The sequence below is a fragment of the uncultured Arthrobacter sp. genome (assembly GCF_947495145.1).
GTDB lineage: Bacteria > Actinomycetota > Actinomycetes > Actinomycetales > Micrococcaceae > Arthrobacter_D.
The window spans coordinates 14,452-32,358 of record NZ_CANLXP010000002.1; the positions used below are offsets into that span (position 1 = coordinate 14,452).

At 65.7% G+C, this 17,907-nt stretch carries 17 protein-coding genes; 4 read left to right on the plus strand and 13 right to left on the minus strand.

The window, feature by feature from the left end; translation table 11 throughout:
* Window positions 1–33: 33 nt before the first annotated feature.
* From argJ to pheS, 4 genes are all read right to left on the minus strand, one after another.
* Window positions 34–1,203, minus strand: coding sequence for a bifunctional glutamate N-acetyltransferase/amino-acid acetyltransferase ArgJ (gene argJ, locus Q0877_RS01515; RefSeq protein ID WP_299165280.1), 1,170 nt, complete (start codon window positions 1,201–1,203; stop codon window positions 34–36).
* Window positions 1,200–2,231 carry an N-acetyl-gamma-glutamyl-phosphate reductase gene (gene argC, locus Q0877_RS01520; protein ID WP_299165282.1) on the minus strand — a complete coding sequence of 344 codons (1,032 nt, stop codon included), beginning with the start codon at window positions 2,229–2,231 and terminating at the stop codon, window positions 1,200–1,202. The genes argJ and argC overlap by 4 nt, the downstream gene beginning before the upstream one ends.
* Window positions 2,232–2,389: 158 nt before the next feature.
* A complete protein-coding gene (gene pheT / locus Q0877_RS01525) occupies window positions 2,390–4,930 on the minus strand; it encodes a phenylalanine--tRNA ligase subunit beta (protein ID WP_299165283.1) in 2,541 nt (846 codons plus the stop codon).
* 2 nt (window positions 4,931–4,932) lie between these two features.
* Complete coding sequence (pheS, locus tag Q0877_RS01530) at window positions 4,933–6,033, minus strand: phenylalanine--tRNA ligase subunit alpha (RefSeq protein ID WP_299165284.1); 1,101 nt, start codon at window positions 6,031–6,033, stop codon at window positions 4,933–4,935.
* Between the two features lie 162 nt (window positions 6,034–6,195).
* On the opposite strand from pheS, the gene Q0877_RS01535 reads away from it, so the two are divergent.
* Window positions 6,196–6,645: a DUF4157 domain-containing protein gene (locus tag Q0877_RS01535; protein ID WP_299165285.1), complete on the plus strand. Its 450-nt coding sequence runs from the start codon at window positions 6,196–6,198 to the stop codon at window positions 6,643–6,645.
* A 24-nt stretch (window positions 6,646–6,669) separates the two neighbouring features.
* Here the strand turns inward: Q0877_RS01535 and pcp are convergent, their stop codons facing one another.
* A complete protein-coding gene (pcp, locus tag Q0877_RS01540) occupies window positions 6,670–7,311 on the minus strand; it encodes a pyroglutamyl-peptidase I (protein ID WP_299165286.1) in 642 nt (213 codons plus the stop codon).
* Window positions 7,312–7,372: 61 nt separating this feature from the next.
* Between pcp and Q0877_RS01545 the strand changes: the two genes are divergently transcribed.
* On the plus strand, window positions 7,373–8,428 hold the full coding sequence (locus Q0877_RS01545; RefSeq protein ID WP_299165287.1) for an Rv2578c family radical SAM protein: 1,056 nt from the start codon (window positions 7,373–7,375) through the stop codon (window positions 8,426–8,428).
* 32 nt (window positions 8,429–8,460) lie between these two features.
* Here the strand turns inward: Q0877_RS01545 and Q0877_RS01550 are convergent, their stop codons facing one another.
* Window positions 8,461–8,910, minus strand: a complete 450-nt coding sequence (locus Q0877_RS01550) for a (deoxy)nucleoside triphosphate pyrophosphohydrolase (RefSeq protein WP_299165288.1) — start codon at window positions 8,908–8,910, stop codon at window positions 8,461–8,463.
* Between the two features lie 31 nt (window positions 8,911–8,941).
* The gene (locus Q0877_RS01555; protein WP_299165289.1) at window positions 8,942–10,618 is read right to left on the minus strand and encodes an FG-GAP-like repeat-containing protein; all 1,677 of its coding nucleotides are present in this window, start codon (window positions 10,616–10,618) and stop codon (window positions 8,942–8,944) included.
* A gap of 202 nt (window positions 10,619–10,820) precedes the next feature.
* Here Q0877_RS01555 and Q0877_RS01560 point away from each other — a divergent pair, with 202 nt between their 5' ends.
* Entirely contained in the window at window positions 10,821–12,032 is a 1,212-nt protein-coding gene (locus tag Q0877_RS01560; RefSeq protein ID WP_299165564.1) for an MFS transporter, read from the plus strand.
* A 21-nt stretch (window positions 12,033–12,053) separates the two neighbouring features.
* Here Q0877_RS01560 and Q0877_RS01565 read toward each other — a convergent pair whose 3' ends face one another.
* From Q0877_RS01565 to infC, 4 genes are all read right to left on the minus strand, one after another.
* The gene (locus Q0877_RS01565) at window positions 12,054–12,956 is read right to left on the minus strand and encodes an RNA methyltransferase (RefSeq protein ID WP_299165290.1); all 903 of its coding nucleotides are present in this window, start codon (window positions 12,954–12,956) and stop codon (window positions 12,054–12,056) included.
* 40 nt (window positions 12,957–12,996) lie between these two features.
* Window positions 12,997–13,380 (minus strand): 50S ribosomal protein L20, encoded by a 384-nt coding sequence (gene rplT / locus Q0877_RS01570; RefSeq protein WP_299165291.1) that lies wholly within the window; start codon window positions 13,378–13,380, stop codon window positions 12,997–12,999.
* Between the two features lie 98 nt (window positions 13,381–13,478).
* The gene (gene rpmI, locus Q0877_RS01575) at window positions 13,479–13,673 is read right to left on the minus strand and encodes a 50S ribosomal protein L35 (protein WP_026545492.1); all 195 of its coding nucleotides are present in this window, start codon (window positions 13,671–13,673) and stop codon (window positions 13,479–13,481) included.
* A gap of 110 nt (window positions 13,674–13,783) precedes the next feature.
* A complete protein-coding gene (gene infC / locus Q0877_RS01580; RefSeq protein WP_299165294.1) occupies window positions 13,784–15,001 on the minus strand; it encodes a translation initiation factor IF-3 in 1,218 nt (405 codons plus the stop codon).
* A gap of 239 nt (window positions 15,002–15,240) precedes the next feature.
* Here infC and Q0877_RS01585 point away from each other — a divergent pair, with 239 nt between their 5' ends.
* Entirely contained in the window at window positions 15,241–15,651 is a 411-nt protein-coding gene (locus Q0877_RS01585; protein ID WP_299165295.1) for a DUF1844 domain-containing protein, read from the plus strand.
* 43 nt (window positions 15,652–15,694) lie between these two features.
* Here the strand turns inward: Q0877_RS01585 and Q0877_RS01590 are convergent, their stop codons facing one another.
* Entirely contained in the window at window positions 15,695–16,999 is a 1,305-nt protein-coding gene (locus tag Q0877_RS01590; protein WP_299165296.1) for an MFS transporter, read from the minus strand.
* A gap of 37 nt (window positions 17,000–17,036) precedes the next feature.
* Window positions 17,037–17,906 carry an SseB family protein gene (locus Q0877_RS01595; protein WP_299165297.1) on the minus strand — a complete coding sequence of 290 codons (870 nt, stop codon included), beginning with the start codon at window positions 17,904–17,906 and terminating at the stop codon, window positions 17,037–17,039.
* Window position 17,907: the final 1 nt, after the last annotated feature.

The window sequence follows — 17,907 nt, forward strand, 5'->3', positions numbered from 1 at the left end:
TTCACGTGTCTTCTGCTTCAGGTGTCTCGGGCGTCAGCTCGAGTAGGCCGAGTTCTCGTGCACGTAGTCGTGAGTGAGGTCGTTGGTCCAGATGGTCGCTGTCTCGGAGCCTGCGTTGAGGTTTATTTCGACGGTGACGAGGCGACCGCTGAGGTCGACTTGTTCCCGCGGTTCGCCGATGCCGCCGTCGCGGCAGATCTGCACGCCGTTCATGGCGACATCGAGGCGATCCGGTTCGAAGGCCGCGTCGGTGGTTCCCACCGCCGCCAGGACGCGGCCCCAGTTCGGGTCGTTGCCGAAGATAGCCGCCTTGAACAGGTTCGAGCGGGCCACAGAGCGTCCGACGGTCTCGGCGTCTTCCTCGGTGGCAGCGTTGATGGTGCGGATGGCGATGGTATGGCTGGCGCCTTCGGCATCCTCGATGAGCTGATGCGCCAGCGAGGAGCAGACCGCGGTGAGGGCCTCGGTGAACTGGGCAGGATCCGGCCGGACGCCGCTTGCTCCGGAGGCGAGCAGCACCACGGTGTCATTGGTGGACATGCAGCCGTCCGAATCCGCCCGGTCGAAGGTGACCCGGGTTGCCGCCCGCAGCGTGGTGTCGAGGACCGCAGCGTCCAGGACGGCGTCAGTGGTGAGGACAACCAGCATGGTTGCCAGGCCCGGTGCCAGCATGCCCGCACCCTTTGCCATGCCGCCGATGGAGTAGCCCTCGCTGGGCTCGTCCTGGGTGGCCGGATAGGACGCCGTTTTGGACACGGAGTCGGTAGTCATGATCGCTTCGGCAGCCGCCCGGCCGCCGCCGTCCGAGAGACGGCCCACTGCCTCGCTGACCCCGGGCAGCAGTTTGTCCATGGGCAGCTGCTCGCCGATGAGGCCGGTGGAGCAGACGAACACGTCGGTGGCCGAGACTCCGAGCGCCTCCGCCGCTAATTCTGCCGTGCGGTGCGTGTTCTGGAAGCCCTCCGGGCCGGTACAGGCGTTAGCTCCCCCGGAGTTGAGGACAACGGCGTCGACGCGTCCGTCGGACACCACCTGGCGCGACCAGTGAACCGGCGCGGCTGCCACCCGGTTGGAGGTGAACACTGCTGCAGCGTTGTGGTGCGGTCCATCATTGACGACGACGGCGACATCACGCGCGCCCGTCGACTTCAGTCCCGCTGCCACACCTGCTGCGCGGAAGCCCTGGGGTTCGGTGACGCTCACGGCGCAACTCCTGATCCGGTGAGGCCCGTGGTCTCCGGCAGACCGAGGGCAATGTTCATTGACTGCACCGCGCCACCGGCAGTGCCCTTGGTGAGGTTGTCGATAGCGCAGCTGACGATCATGCGGCCGGCGTGCTCGTCGAAGGCAAGCTGGAGCTGCGCCATGTTCGACCCGAGGACCGACTTCGTGGCCGGCCACTGACCGGTGGGTAGCAGCGTGACGAACGGTTCGTCGTCGTACGCGGCTTCCCAGGCCTCACGCAGCTGCCCTGCGGTGGTGCCGGCGGCGACGCGTGCTGTTGCCGTCGTGAGGATTCCCCGGGACATGGGAGCGAGAGTGGGTGTGAAGGACACCGTGACCGGCGTCCCGGCAGCCCGGCCCAGGCCCTGCTCAATTTCGGGGGTGTGCCGGTGGCCTCCGCCGACTCCGTACGGGCTCATGCCGCCCATCATTTCGGAGCCGAGGAGGTGTTGTTTTTGCGCCTTTCCCGCGCCGGAAGCACCGGACGCGGAGACGATGACGACGTCGTCGGGCTGCAGCAGTCCGGCGGTGAACCCCGGTGTCAGCGCGAGGAGGGCGCTGGTCGGATAGCAACCGGGAACAGCAATTCGGCGGGCACCGCGCAGCGCTTCGCGGGCACCGGGAAGTTCCGGAAGCCCATAAGGCCAGGTGCCGGCATGTGTGGATCCGTAGAAGCGCTGCCAGATCTCGGCGTCTTCAAGCCGGTGGTCTGCACCGGCGTCGATGACGAGGACTTCCGGCGGCAGTTGGGCGGCGACCTCCGCACTGGCACCGTGCGGCAGGGCGAGGAAAACGACGTCGTGCCCGCTGAGGTTTTCAGTACTGGTTTCCTCGATGATGCGGTCAGCGAGCGAGTGCAGGTGCGGTTGGACCTCTCCCAGCCGGCTGCCGGCGCTGCTGTGTGCGGCGATCGCCCCGATCGTCACGTCCGGATGACTGGAGAGCAGGCGGAGAACCTCGCCTCCGGCGTAGCCGCTTGCTCCCGATACCGCCACGGAAATCTTCATGGTGTTCATCGTACAGTAAAGCTATTCACTACAACACATAGTTATGCATTGCGCTTTTCGAATGAGAGGAATGGTCTCGCGCTGTGCTCGTTGAGTTGTCAGGACACACCCCTTTTGGCTCTTCTTAAGGGGCGTGTCCTGACAACTCAACGCGGGGTTCAGCGGCGCTGGACGGCTCCGTGGCGCTCGGCTGCGAGGTCGACCGCCTGGTCGCGGGCGGCGCTCGCTTCATCAGCGGTGAGGGTGCGGTCGGTGGCGCGGAAGCGCAGCCCAAACGCGAGGGACTTTTTGCCCTCCTCGATCCCCTGCGCCGAGTACACGTCGAACAGGTGCACCTCCTCGAGCAGGACACCGGCACCTTCGCGCAGCGTGGCGAGCACCTCATCTGCCGGCAGATTGGCATCCACTATCAGGGCTACGTCCTGAGTGGTGGCCGGGAAAGTCGAGAGATGCCTGGCCACGATGACGTCCGGGGCGGCATCGAACAACAGGTCCGCATTGATTTCCAGGGCGACCGTACGCGGCGGAAGGTCCTGGGCGGCGACGAGCTTCGGGTGCAGTTCTCCCGCGTAACCGAGCACTTCACCGCTGCGCAGGCTGACGCGGGCGGTGCGGCCGGGGTGGAAGGCCTGATGCTCGCCCTGTTCGACCACGAGGTCGACACCGACGACGTCGGCCATCAGCCGGACGGTGTCGAGGGCGTCTGCCCAGTCCCAGGTGCGTGGAGTGTGGCCGGCTGCGGCTGGTGAGTCCTTGCCCAGGAACACGGCTGCGATGGTGAGCGGCTGCAGCGGCAGTCCGTTGTACAGGCCTTCGAGCGTCGCGTCGTCGGGCAGGGCGCCGAGCGGCGGGATCGTTGCCGTGCCTAGAGTGTCCTGCGGCAGGAACACCAGCCCGGCCTCGAAGAGCGCAAGGTCGCGGAAGCCGCGGGAGGAGTTCCGCTTGGCGATCTCGATCAGGCCGGGAAGGATGGAGCGCCGCAGGTAGCCGAACTCCGCACTCAGCGGGTTGGCCAGCTTGACGGCCGGCCCGGTTCCCTCGGCAGCACCGAAGGTGTCGTTGGCCTCCGTTGACACGAAGGGGTAGGACAGCACCTCGGTGAGACCGGAGCCGGCGAGCGCAGCCAGAACCCGCCGCCGCTGCTGCTGTGCGCGCGTGAGGCCGCGGCCCGGAGGAGCCACCGGCAGCCGCGACGGGATCTGGTCGTAGCCCACCAGCCGCGCAATCTCCTCGGCAAGATCGTCCTTGATGATCAGGTCGTGGCGCCAGCTTGGGGCGGTAACGCGCCAGCCGCCGTCGTACTCATTGACGTCCGCACCGAGGTCGGTGAGTGCGCCGACCACCTGTTCCGGCGCGAAATCGATGCCGATACGCTCCGAGGCGTAGCCGGCGGGCAGGTCGATCAATACCGGCTGAGGGGCTTCTCCGACGTCGGTGGCTGCTGGGTCGGCGACGCCTCCCGCCAGCTTCACGAGCAGGTCGACGACACGCTGCGCAGCGACGTCGGCCACGTGCCAGTCAACGCCCCGCTCGAAGCGCTTGGACGCCTCCGAGGGCAGCTTGTGGCGGCGGCGGGAGCGTGCGATCGACACCGCGTCGAAGTGCGCGGACTCAACCAGGACGTCTGTCGTCGTGTCTGAGACCTCGGTGGCCGCGCCGCCCATCACGCCGGCGATGCCGACAGCGCCGGACCCATCGGTGATGAGCAAATCCTCGGCGTGCAGTTCACGCTTGCGGTCATCGAGGGTAACAATGGTCTCGCCCGCGTTTGCCCGGCGCACCACAATGTCACCCGTGAGCCTTGCAACGTCGTAACAGTGCGTTGGCTGGCCGAGCTCGAGCATGACGTAGTTCGAGATGTCGACCGGCAGCGAGATGGAGCGGATCCCCGCCAGGCGCAGCCGGGAAACCATCCACTGCGGCGTCGGCCGGGTGGCATCCACGCCACGCACCACGCGGGCGACGAAGCGGTCGCAGCCGGCATTCCCGTAAATGGGAGCCTGGTCTTCCAGCCGCACCGGGTAGCCTGCGCCGTCGGCCTTGGCGACGACGACGGCGGCAGCCGGGTCGGTGAAAGCGGAACCGGTGGCGTGGGCGTACTCACGAGCAATCCCGCGGATCGAGAAGCAGTAGCTGCGGTCTGGCGTCACATTGATTTCGGCCGCCTGGTCGTAAAGCCCCAACAGCTCCATGGCATCCGTTCCCACCTCCGGGTCCAGCCCGAGGGTGGACAGCACAAGGATGCCGTCGTGATCTTCCCCGATACCGAGTTCGCGGACGGAGGCGATCATGCCGGCGGATACGTGGCCGTAGGTCTTGCGTGCGGCGATGCGGAAGTTCCCGGGAAGGACGGCTCCGGGCAGCGTGACCACCACCTTGTCGCCCTCGACGAAGTTGTGCGCGCCGCAGACGATGCCCTGCACGCCGGACGGGTCGATGCCGTCCGCGGTCAGGGTCTGCTCAGCACCTTCGGGCACCACGCGGACCTGGCACCAGTTGATGGTCTTGCCGTTGGTCTGGGGCTCTTTTTCAATCGAGAGCACCTGGCCCACGACGATCGGCCCGGAAAGCGTATCGGTGGGACGGTGGACGGCCTCTTCCTCCAGGCCGACCTTGACCAGTTCGGCCATGACATCTTCGGCGGTTGCCTCGGCTGGAACCTGCGCGTACTCACGCAGCCAGGACAGTGGAATTCGCATGGTTAGATCTCCATCCCGAAGTGCTCGCTGAAACGTACGTCGCCCTCGATCATGTCCCGCATGTCGCCGACCTCGTTGCGGAACATGAGGGTGCGCTCGATGCCCATTCCGAACGCGAATCCCGAGTACACGTCGGGGTCGATGCCGGCAGCCCGGAGCACATTGGGGTGCACCATGCCGCAGCCACCCCACTCGATCCACTGCGGGCCCCCCTTCGCGCCGGGGTGCCAGATATCCAGCTCCGCGGAGGGTTCCGTGAAGGGGAAGTAGTTGGGTCGGAGCCGGATACCGGCGTCGTCGCCGAACATGAGCCGGGCAAAGTGTTCGAGGGTGCCGCGCAGGTCCGCCATGCTCAGACCCTTGTCGATGGCCAGGCCCTCGAACTGGTGGAACACGGGCGTGTGGGTGGCGTCCAGCTCATCGGTGCGGAACACCTTACCGGGACACAGCACGTAGATCGGGACGTCATGCTCGAGCATGGCGCGCACCTGCACCGGCGAGGTGTGGGTGCGCATCACCAGATGGGCCTCGGGCGGTTCCACGAAGAAAGTGTCCTGCATTTCACGCGCGGGGTGATCGGGTTTGAAATTCAACGCATCGAAGTTGAACCATTCAGATTCAACCTCGGGTCCCTCAGCAATCTCCCAACCCATACCCACGAAGATGTCGCTGACCCGCTCCTGCAGGATGGACAACGGATGCCGGGCACCTGCACGACGACGGCGCGGAGCAGCCGTCACGTCGACGGCCTCCTCCACGAGGATTCGGGCGTCGCGCTCGGCCTCAAGTTCAGTGGCGCGGGCGGCGAGGGCCTGGTTGATGCGTCCACGGGCGGGACCGATGTTCTTGCCCGCAGCAGCCTTCTGGTCCTTGGCGAGCGAACCGATCTGCCGGTTCGCGAGGCTCATCGGTGACTTCTCGCCGGTGTGCGCGAGCCGCACGGCCTTGAGCTGGTCAAGGTCAGCGGCGGCCGCGATGTCACCGAGGGCGCGGTCGACGGCGGCGGCGATCGCGCCAACGTCCAGGGGATTGGGGGCGGCAACGTTGGTGGACACAGCCGGGTTTGCCTCCGGGGCGCCCGCAGGCTTGGTGGGTTCAGACATGAGTGTGCTTTTACCTTGGTGTCGTGAGCGCAATGGGTGCCGTAGCGGAAGTCGATCACCGGTTCCGGCGGCCTTGCCAGTCTAGAGGACCACGGGCGGGCGGCCCGAATGCCTCCAGTCGCATGCAGGGATCAATTGCAATATTTCCATAGACTTACGTTCATGGACCGCCGCGACCGCCTTCGCTCGGTGCTCAACTGGCTGAACGGATCGACGCTGCTCGGGGTTGCCGCGGCGAAGCTGGTCGGCTGTGAGCTTCGCCCCGCTCCGCGCGGCCTTATCTTCGCTCACCACTACTCCCCCGGGTTACCGAAAGCATCGGCTTTCACTGTAGGCAATGTGGTGCTCTTCCGCGCCGGACCGGAGGACGTGGCGGCACGCCCGCACCTTGTGGCGCACGAGGCGCGTCACTGCACGCAGTACGCGTTGTGCCTCGGCCTGCCGTTCCTGCCCGCCTACTTCGTTGCTGCCGGCGTCTCATGGCTCCTCACGGGTGATCCGGCGTCGCGCAATGTCTTCGAACGCGCCGCCGGCCTGCGCGAGGGCGGATACCTGTTGCGGCCCTTACGACCGGCCCTGCAGCGCCGGCTGGGGAATCTGCGCAGGAACTAGGTTTCAGCTTCCAGTTCCACTGAGTCAGTGCTCTGCGCCGGCCGCGATCCGCAAATCCGCACCGGCGTCGGCGCTGGTACGCGCAATTACCACCAGGGCTGCCGCCATCTCGTCAATCGATAGCCCGGGCGCGCCGTGGGCTTCGGCCTGCTCCGTCGAATACGGCACATGGATGAAGCCGCCCCGCGCGGTCACCTGATCGCCGGCCAGCAGATCCATGAGCCCATAGAAGACGTGATTACAGACGTACGTTCCGGCGGTCTGCGACACCGCGGCCGGCAGGTTTTCGTGTCTCAGCGCTCGCAGGCTTCGCTTTAGCGCCAGAGTGCTGAAGTACGCGGCCGGGCCGCCTGCGCGCACAGGCTCATCCACCGGCTGGTTTCCTGCGTTGTCAGGGATGCGGGCATCATCAACGTTGATTGCAACACGCTCCAGGGAGATTTCGGTCCGTCCCCCGGCCTGGCCGACACAGAGCACAAGCTGCGGCCGGTGAATCCGGAAGGCATTGCCCAGCGCCTCGATACTTGCACCGAAAACGCACGGCAGTTCAACCGCAACGGCTGTGATGCCGTCGTCAGCCAGGATCGCCGCCGCCCGCTGCGCCGCCTGCCACGAAGGATTGATGGTTTCGCCGCCGAAAGGCTCGAAGCCGGTGAGCAGAATCATTCCACCAGACTAGCGCGAGCGTGCAGCACCATTGAGTAGGAACATATGTTCTAATAAAAGAATGCGATGGGATCCGCAAAAGATGACGACGACGGCGGTTGCCTCCGGAACGCCGGAGCCCCTGGTGCCGCTCGCCGGGCTGGTTCGTTCTGTCCGAACTCCCGAATTCGCCGGCATCACCTTTCACGAAGTGCTGGCAAAATCGGCCCTCAACCGTGTTCCGGAGAGCTCCGGCATGCCGTTTTCCTGGACCGTCAACCCCTACCGCGGATGTTCGCATGCGTGCGTGTACTGCTTCGCACGGAAGACCCACAGCTACCTCAACCTGGATACGGGACTCGACTTCGATTCCCAGGTGGTGGTCAAGACGAACGTCGGCGAGGTACTCCGGCGCGAGGTAGCCAAAGTCTCCTGGGCCCCGGAGCACGTGGCGATGGGAACCAACACCGACCCGTACCAGCGGGCTGAAGGGCGGTACCGGTTGATGCCGGGCATTATCCGCGCCCTCGCTGAGAGCGGCACGCCCTTCTCCATCCTGACCAAGGGAACACTGCTCAGCCGGGACATCCCGCTGTTGAAGGAAGCCGGCACCCAGGTGAGTCTGGGCATGGGCATCTCCCTGGCCGTACTCGACCCTGAGCTTGCCCATGCGGTTGAGCCGGGAACGCCTACGCCGCGCGCACGCCTTGACCTCATCAGCCGGTTGCGGGACGCCGGGCTGCCCTGCGGCGTCATGGCAATGCCGATCCTGCCCTGGCTCACCGACAGTGATGAGGCGCTGGACGCCCTGTTCGGCGCTCTGGCCGCCGCAGGAGCCACAGGGGTGTCTGCCGGGGCGCTGCACCTGCGTCCGGGCGCGCGGGAGTGGTACATGGAATGGCTGGCGAAGACCCACCCTGAACTCGTTGGGCGTTACCGGCGGCTGTATCGCGGCGGCAGCTATGCCTCAGGTGAGTACCGCACATGGCTGTCCAAACGCGTGCAGGTGCACCGGCGTCGTCATGGGTTGCCTGCCGGCGCGCGCTTCTTCCGTGAGGAAGCGGGTGCGGGCGGCTCCGCCCCGTCGTCGGGCATTCCCGGAAAGCAGGAGCCGGCCGTCGAGCCGACGCTTTTCTAGACCGGCTGGGCGCTCCCGCTGCCCGCGGGTTGCTACGCGAGGTCCTCGACCGGGACCACCCTGTCAAGCAGAGCATCGACGATCGGACGGTCGGCGGGTATCCACGGCAGGTCCATCAGTTCGCCGGTGTCCCTCAGATCAACCCAGCGGAGCTCGTCGTGATCCTGAAGCGCCGCCGGTACGCCTGCGGTGATGACCGTCAGCCAGACCCGCATCACAGCCGCGTCGCTAAGCGGCCAGCCATCGGGTCCGGGGCCAACGAGTTCGGCTCCTATCTGCACGTCTACGCCCAACTCTTCCCGCACTTCGCGCTGCAGCGCCTCCACGCCGTCCTCGTCAGGCTCGACCTTCCCGCCGGGGAACTCCCACTGGCCGGCGAATTGTTCGGGGGCACTGCGGCGGGCCGCGAGCAACCTGGACGGCGCAGCGAGCGAGTCCACAATCGCGGCGCCCACAACATGGATGCGGGGGGTATCGATCATTGAGCCAGTTTAGGGCCCAATGAAGCGCCGGTCAGAAGATCGCGTTGATGCCGTTCCAGCCGGAGCCGAGCGCCGTGCGCGGGAGCCAGCCCGACCGGCCGTTGCCCGCATACAACCAGAGCGCACCGCTTGCGTCCCTCGCAGCTATGTCGGCGATGCGGTCACCGTTGAGGTCGCCCACGCCCATAATCGCGGTCATGGAGTTCCAGCCGTGTCCGACACGAACGCGTGGAAGCCACCCGCCCGAGCCGTTCCCCGGGTACAGCCACAGGATGCCCGCACCATCCCGGGCGAGAAGATCGCTTGTCCGGTCGCCGTTGAGGTCGCCCGGGGCCACGATCGCGGTCATGGAGTTCCAGCCGCTTCCCACCCGCACCCGCGGAAGCCACCCGCCTGAGCCGTTCCCCGGGTACAGCCACAATGCACCGGTCGCTCGTTCGCGGGCCAGCAGATCCACCCGCTGGTCGCCGTTGAAGTCGCCGGGAGCGACGATGCTGCTGAAACCGTTCCAGCCGTGCCCAACCCGTAGGCGGGGCAGCCAGCCGCCGGTGCCGTTCCCGCGGTAGAGCCACAACACCCCGGTCGCTGTTTCCCGGCCGATGACGTCGGAAGGGCCATCGCCGTTGAAGTCGCCGACTGTTTCCAGGGCGTTGAAGATACCCCAGCCGTTGCCGATCTGGATTCCGGAATTCAAACGCCCGGCACCGTTCCCTGCGTACAGCCTGAGAGCGCCGGTTGCGCCGACGCGGGCCAGGATGTCGTTGCGCCAGTCCCCGTTGAACTCAGCGGTTGAGCCGGTCAATGTCGAGGCAGGAATGCGCAGCGGCGTGAAGTTGTATGGTTCGCACGTCCGGTCATAGTCGCGGACATCGTCATACCACTGGGAGATATAGACGCGTCCGGCTGAGAAGCTGGGCTGGAAGCACCGGTCGAGCGCCTCTGTCGGATAATCAAGTCTGCCTGCCGTCGCCCAGACGGGCACGCCCGTCAACCGCCATGGGCCAACGATCTCCTGCCACCCGGCGGTGTAGGAGTAGAAGCCGTAGGCGAAGCCGGCGTCACGGAGCCCGCGCATGAGCCCCTCGATGATGTACCTGTTGTCCAACCGCTGGGTGAGAGTTGCCGCCGGCCAGGGCTGCGCGGGACGGGGCTCGACGTCAATCCATACCACCGGCGGCCGGAACCCGGTCCGGTTCAGGCTTTGAACAGCAAACCGGGCCTCGGAATACCCCACATTCGAGAGGCGGCCGGCCTGCGTTGCAGCCGACCAGGGGCCCTGTCCGCCATAGGTGGCAAGCTGCGCGGCGGTCGGGTACGTGGCCATGGCATAGCCGTGCGCCGGTTTGGCGTTGGTGCGTGCCCAGGTGACCTGCGCGGCGAGGCAAGGATTCTCGGTGAAGGCAAGCCCGCGGGTCAGCCCGATAATGACGAACTGGGATTCGGGCGGCGGCAGCGGAAGGCCGAAACCGCCCTGCGCGGTGGAGCATTGCGGCCAGGAAACGTCATGGCCGAACAGGGGTGCTGCATGAGCGGCAGGAACACTAGTGCCCAGCATGCCCAGGATCAGGCTCACCATCAGCAGGCACGTGATCGCGGTCCGGCGGACGAGGGACGGCGGTGCAGGCGACCCGGCGCGGTCGTACGGTCTACGGGATAAATCTCGAGACGTTCCGGACGAATTCAGTGATGTGGGGGAAATCTCATCCATGGCTCCGCACTCCTCGTGCCGGTCCAAGTTTAGAGCTGTTGGAATCAAAGCGCAGGGCTCGAAATGGGATCATTTTGGCATCGATCCGGTCTCGGACCCGTAAAGTGGAGAGCAAAGGAAATTCCTGCTCAACGATGCGCGGCCAGGAAGCCCGGCGCCGGACAGGCGCCGTCCCGACGTCGAAAAGAGCCCCGTGTCTGCAATGCCCACCGAACGGCCAACCCACAACCTTGTCCTGGCCATCACCGCGCTGGCCGTGGGCGGTTTCGGCATCGGCACTACCGAGTTCGCCATCATGGGGCTGCTGCCCAATATGGTGGCCGACCTCGGCGTTGATATCCCCGCCGGCGGGCACGTCATCTCCGCTTACGCGCTCGGCGTCGTCGTCGGTGCTCCCCTGCTTTCCACCCTCGGTGCGCGACTTCCACACAAGCGCGTGGCACTGGCACTGATGGCACTGTTCACAGCGGGAAACCTTTCCTCCTACGTGGCTGATGATTACGGCTGGCTGTTGGTTTCCCGCTTTATTTCGGGTCTGCCGCATGGCGCGTTCTTCGGCGTTGCGGCTGTCATTGCCGCGTCGCTGTCCGCACCCACCCGGCGGGCGCATGCCGTAGCCATGGTGATGATGGGCCTGAGCGTGGCCAACGTCGTCGGAGTGCCTTTCGCTACCTGGCTTGGGCAGCAATACGGCTGGCGGACCATGTTCATCCTCGTGGGGCTTATCGGTATCCTCACGCTGCTGCTGATCATCCGCTTCGTACCGCATCAGAACGTGCGCGACGGTGCGAGCATCACCCGCGAACTCGGCGCACTGAAACGCGGGCAGGTCTGGATGACCCTGCTCATCGGCACAGTCGGCTTCGGCGGGTTCTTCGCGGTCTACACCTACATCGCGCCGACCATGACCGAGGTTGCAGGTGTCTCCGAAGCCCTGCTGCCGATCGTCGTTGCGCTTTACGGACTGGGAATGATTGCCGGCAACATGGTGGGCGGCCGGCTTGCCGATATCTCGGTGATGGGAACCATCTACTGGGTCATGGGCAGTATCTCGGTGTGTCTGTTGGTTTTCACCCTGGCGGTCCAGTGGGCCCCGACGGCGCTGCTGTTCGTCTTCCTTGTGGGTGCAATCGGATCGTCGCTGATCCCTTCACTGCAGGTGCGCCTGATGGACGTCTCCCCAGACGCGCCCTCCCTTGCGTCATCCATGAACCATGCCGCGCTCAACACGGCAAACGCACTGGGCGCGTTCCTCGGCGGTGCGGTCATCGCTCTGGGTTGGGGATACACGGCGCCTGCTCTGGTGGGCGCGGTGCTTGCCGCCTTTGGCCTCGGCGTGGCGCTGCTCAGCGGTCGGATGGACAGACGCGCTGCTCCGGCGAAGTCCGCGCCGGCAGCAGTTCCTTCCCGCTGACGGGTGGAGGCGGCCCTCCTCCTAGCCGCGCTGGGCGCGCGCAGATGCGTACAGGCACACCGTCGCTGCCGTGCCGACATTCAGGCTCTCGGCGCTGCCGTAAATGGGAACTGACACCCGGTAGTCTGCTGAATCCAGCACTTCCTGCGTCAACCCCTGCGCCTCGTTGCCGAAGAGCCAGGCGGTGGGTGCCTCCAGCAGGGGCTTGCGGCTCTCCTGATCCTTCGCGCCCGACGACGACGGCGCGAGCCGGCGAGCGGCGCTCGCGTCCTGGAGCTCGTCGAGGTTCCAGTCGCCGTACCCGTCAGCTGCCAGTACCGTGACGGAGCGGCCCGCAAGCTCTGTAAGGAGATCCCGGATGTCGGCATTGACCACCACGGGCAGGTGAAAAAGCGAACCGACCGTCGACCGCACGGTCTTCGGATTGTAGACGTCCACGCTTCCGCTCGTGAAGACCACAACATCAGCGCCGGCGGAGTCGGCGGCACGCAGGATAGTGCCGGCGTTACCGGGATCCCGGACCTCGGCGAGGACGGCGATCAGGCTGGGGCGTCGCTCAAGTACCGAGGCCAGCGGGGAGTCAATGAAACGGCAGACCGCCAAGGCGCCCTGCGGTGTGACGGTTGAGCTCATCGCGGCCAGGACCTCGGCTGTCACCATCCGCGGCGGAACCACCGCGCCAAACTCAGGGTAGCGTTCGAGGGTTTCAGCGGTCAGGTATACCTCGTCGACGACGCCGGCCGCCCCGGCATTGATTCGCTCATCATGAAGTCGCAGTGCTTCGCGCACTGCTTGCGGGCCTTCGGCGAGGAAGCGTTCCTGCTTCAGACGCGCCGAACGCCCCGCAAGCTTTGCTACGTCCCGGACCCGATCGGCTCGGGGGTTGGTCAGTAGCGGTGCCTGGGGGCGTTCGGATGCGTTCATGAATTGTTCAACCGGCATGTGGGCCGGTCGGGTGCGTGGGCTATGCCTGCACCGGCGCAGACGTGTCGGACGGCAGGGCGTCCTTCGCGATCTGGACGAGGGCAGCAAACGCGTTGGCGTCAGTCACGGCGAGATCTGCCAGCATGCGGCGGTCAACCTCAACGCCAGCGGCCTTCAGGCCCTGGATGAGGCGGTTGTAGGTGAGGCCGTTGGCGCGGGATGCAGCGTTGATGCGCTGGATCCAAAGCCGACGGAAGTCGCCCTTGCGCTTGCGGCGATCGCCGTAGCTGTAAACGAACGAGTGGAGCAGCTGCTCCTTTGCCTTGCGGTACAGGCGCGAACGCTGTCCGCGGTAGCCTTTGGCGCGCTCAAGGATAACTCGACGCTTCTTGTGGGCATTGACCGCCCGCTTCACACGTGCCACGTGCGTACTCCTTAGTTAGATCGTCCGGACGCGTTGTCCCTCCAGCGGCTGTGCAGCCGCATCTTCGAGGGTGTCCGGAAGTGGTAGGGGGTGCTGTGTTAGACGCCGAGCATCTTTTTGATGACCTTGGTGTCAGCCTTGGACACAATCTGGTCGCTGGCCAGACGGCGCGTCAGGGTGGAGGGCTTGTGCTCCAGGTAGTGACGGCGGTTGGCCTGCTGGCGCTTGAGCTTTCCGCTACCGGTCAGCTTGAAGCGCTTCTTGGCGCCACTGTGTGTCTTCATCTTCGGCATGGAAACCGATCTCCTTTGGTTTCCGCCGGCACTTTGCCGGCGGCTCTTGCGGTATCCGCAGCTGGCTGCGGTGCTTACGTGTTGCCTCGCTGCCTAACGGCAGCCGGCTCCTAGTTGGAGCCGGACGGCTTCGGACGGCTTGGCGTGCCCTTGGGCGCCGCCTTGCCGGTTGGCTTTGGTGCTGCCGCGGGCCGTGGCTTCGGCGTTGCCGCCGGTTTCGGCGCTGCTGCGGGCTTGGGTGCAGCGGACGCAGCAGGCTTGGGAGCCGCTGCCGGCGCTGCCGCCTCCTTGGGAGCAGCAGCCTTCGGTGCTGCTGCCTTCGGTGCTGCTGCCTTGGGAGCCGCCGCCTTCGGTGCTGCTGCCTTCGGCGCCGCTGCCTTGGGTTCCCCCGCCTTCGGTGCAGCCGTTTCCTTGGGTTCCCCCGCCTTCGGTGCAGCCGTTTCCTTCGGCGCAGCTACCTCGGACGTGACGTGCGAAGACTGGCTCTTGGACTCAGCTGCCTCCGGCGCATCAGCAACCGGCGCTGCCACTGCTGACTCCGCCACTGCTGACTCCGTCGCCGCTGCGTCCGTCGCTGCATTCTCAGTATCAGCAGCAGGTGCTGTGGGCTCAGGAGCGGAAGCCGACGCCGACCGCAATTCCTCGGGAAGCAGGTCCCCGATGCTCTGGGTCATAGGCGCCTGGGCAGAGGTGTCAACCTTGTCTCTCGCCGACTCATTTGATGCCTTCGCCTCGGCACGCTGGGCAGCGCGGCGAGCTTCAGCCTTCGCCTCAGCCTTGTTCTTCACCGGCCCGATCACCATCACCATGTTGCGACCGTCAATGCGCGGCGTCGATTCAACAACGCCCACCTCGGCTACATCCTCGGCGAAACGCTGGAGGAGCCGGATTCCCATTTCGGGACGCTGCTGCTCGCGACCACGGAACTGGATCATCGCCTTGACCTTGTCCCCGGCTCCGAGGAAACGGATCGCGTGGCCGCGCTTGGTCTCGTAGTCATGGGTATCGATCTTCAGCCGGAAACGGATTTCCTTCAGCACGGTGTTCGTCTGGTTCTTGCGCGCTTCGCGCGCCTTTACCGCGGCTTCGTACTTGTACTTACCAAAATCCATGAGCTTGGCTACCGGAGGCTTCGCCTGAGGTGCCACCTCAACAAGATCAAGGTCGGACTCAGCGGCGAGTCGGAGGGCGTCTTCAATGCGGACGATTCCAACCTGTTCGCCTGCAGGGCCTACCAACCGCACCTCTGGGACGCGGATACGATCATTGATTCTTGGCTCGCTAATGTGCTGCTCCTGATGTCCGTCGAAAACCTGGACCGCCTGCAAAAAGAGAAGGCCTCCAATTGCATGCGCAATCGAAGGCCTCGGGCATCAGTGCGTGGCGGACAATCTACTGAGGAATGCCCTTGCACCGACCTGAACCCGGCTGCCTGTAATTGCCTCAGGGGCAACGGCGGCAATCGCGGGTGGGAGAGGACTCCGCTTGCATACTGGTGATCCTTTTCATGCCGTTCCCGGTCACAAAAAATAACGACCCCCAGTCGGTCTGTGACAAGCTTACCAGCATGAGCACAGCAGACAGTAATCCCGATGCCACCCGCCATACCTTTCAGTCTCCCGAGGAGACGCGGGCCGCTTCCGGCCACGCCCAGAATCCCGTTCGGGACATCGCGGAAGTCGCAGCCGTAGAAGTTATAACAACGTCGGCCGTTCACCTGATGAGTGCGGCCGCCGTCAAATGCGGCCTGGCCGAGGGCGAAGATGCGGAAACCTACAAGGATCTCGATGAGGCGCGGAAGCTGATCACCGCACTTGCAGGGTTCATTACCGCTGCGGCACCGGAGATCGGGAGTCAGCATGCCGGCCCGTTGCGGGACGGGTTGCGCTCCCTGCAGCTCGCCTTCCGCGAGGCGTCGCTCATCCCTGACGCGCCGGGCCAGGGGCCGGGTGAGAAGTTCACCGGTCCCGTGAACTGAGCCTCTGAACTGAGCCTTCCGGCAGCGAACGGTTCTACCGGGATCAGGCGGAGCGCCGCCGTCGTACCTGCTGCGCGCCAAGGGCCAGCAGGCTGAGAGCGGCGGCAGCTGCCCCTACTGCAACGAAGCCGCCCCATGGCCCCACGGAGTCGATCATTACGCCTGCCAGGGGCGCACCCAGCGCCACGCCCGAGGTGAGTGCCGACCCGTACCAGCCCATGGCCTCGCCCCTGCGTTCCTCGCTGACCAGATGCGCAATCCGTTCCGACGCCGCAGAAAGTACCGGAGCGCACAACAGGCCCGGCGCGATCGAGAGCAGCGCGAGCATCAGAGTGCTGTCAGCGAAGCCCATCGGAATGGTGAGCACGCTCATCAGAAGCAGGAGCATCAGGGGCGAAACCGGCCGGTGCATCGCGCCGTAAATGAGTCCGCCGACAACAGATGCCGAGCACCAGGCGAGGAAGACCCAGCCCAGTTCGAACGCCCGCTTGTTGTCTTCGAGTACGGCGATGATGCCGACGTCGGTGCCGGCAAGAACGAGGCCTGCCCCTGCCGCCACAATCAGCACCACTGCCACCGGCAGCGTGAGCCACGCGATGCTGTGTGCAACACGTGCGCGGGCCCTCACGGATCTGGCCGGCCGCGCTCCCGGTACAAGCTCCGCAGACGCTTCGTTCACGTGGGCCGGCGCGGAAGCCACCAGCACTTTCACGGCAGCGGCGTCGTCCTGCGTTGCGGTCGGTGTTCGGCCGACGGCGCCGGGCTGGGCACTTCGGGTGGGCGGGTTGAACCACATGAGGAACAATCCGGCGACGGCGGTGGAGAGTCCGACGACGGTCAACCCCAGTACCGAGGAAACCTGCGTTGCGAGCACCGCGCCGAGCGCCGGTCCACCCATGAAGATCACTTCTGTCGCCACAGCGTCGAGGGTGAAGGCGGTTCGACGAGAGTTCCCACTTACGAGGACGCCCAGGGACTGCCGGACAACGGAGAACACCGGAAGTGTGAAAAGGCCGCCGATGAGAGCGGCGAGCAGTAGCCACTCGTAGGACAGGTGTGGGGCCACCGACCAGATGACGGCCTCGGCAATCACCGACGGGATCAGCGCCACCCGCAGGCCGGCTGTATCCACACGCCGGCCACGCCACGGTGCTCCGACGGCGATGCCGATCGTCATCACCGCTGCAACCGCGCCGGCTTCGGCATAGCCGCGGTCAAGGGTTTGTACCACATGGAGCGTCAGCAGCACCCCTGCGGCCGAATGGGGGAAGCGTGCAATCATGCCCACAAACAGCAGGCGGCGGACCGGGACAATTCTCAACAGCTCCCGGTAAACGGCAAAGTTCAACGTTCTTCATCTTTCACGCGGGCTCAGCCGCGTGAGTTCAACGCGTGAGCCGGATTTCGAGCGAGTCCACCCGCTCGACAAACTCCTGCAGATTCTGGAGGCGGTCCTGGAACGCCGCCGTCGTGGAGCGGACGTCCTCCTGGGAAAGGCCTGCCTCAAGCACGAGGGTTAGGCGCAGTTCCGGGCCGGCACCGCCGCCTCCGACAACTTTACCGCCAGCAGTGCGGCTCGGGATGCCACCTCCGGGACCAAGTTCAACCCTGCGGATGCGCCCTCCGGGAGGGAGAACCTCCCCGACCAGGCGGGCCAGGTCCGGATCAGCGTACGACGGCGCCCATTCCCGCTGCTGAGCTAACGCCCAGAGAGCGGGACGGCGGACCACGAAGGTCACTTCCGCCCCTGGATCCACCACCATGAGCTCGGCATTCTCCGCTACCGCTGCCAGTGCTGCACGGGCTGCGAAAACCGCCACAGGGCGGGCTTCGGAATGCCAACGCTCAAGCTGTGCCGTGGAAGTGAAGACCGGCAGGGCTCTCCGCCCGTCCGGAGCGGTGATGGTGACGAGAGCCATATCGGCCTCCTTGTCACCTTCATGGTGCGTGTGTCCGGCGCCGTCAGCATGCTCGGCGCTGGCAGCATGGTCGCCGCCGAGCTGGGCGACTACGGGCACGAAGACACGGAGTTCAGCCAACGCCCGCACAACCGCGGTCTCGTCAGCGGCCCCGCTCACCAGAGCGCGAACAGCAGCCGAGTACGCGGGCGGAACCTCGCCGTCGTCTTTGTCGAAAGCGTGCAGCGGGTTTCCGCCCCCGGATAGGTCCCTGCCTTCCCAGGCCCGGCCGGCCGAGTCAGCGACATTTCCGGTGAGCGCCGCCTCGATGTGGGCCGGAAGCCTCCGCTCCGTCATG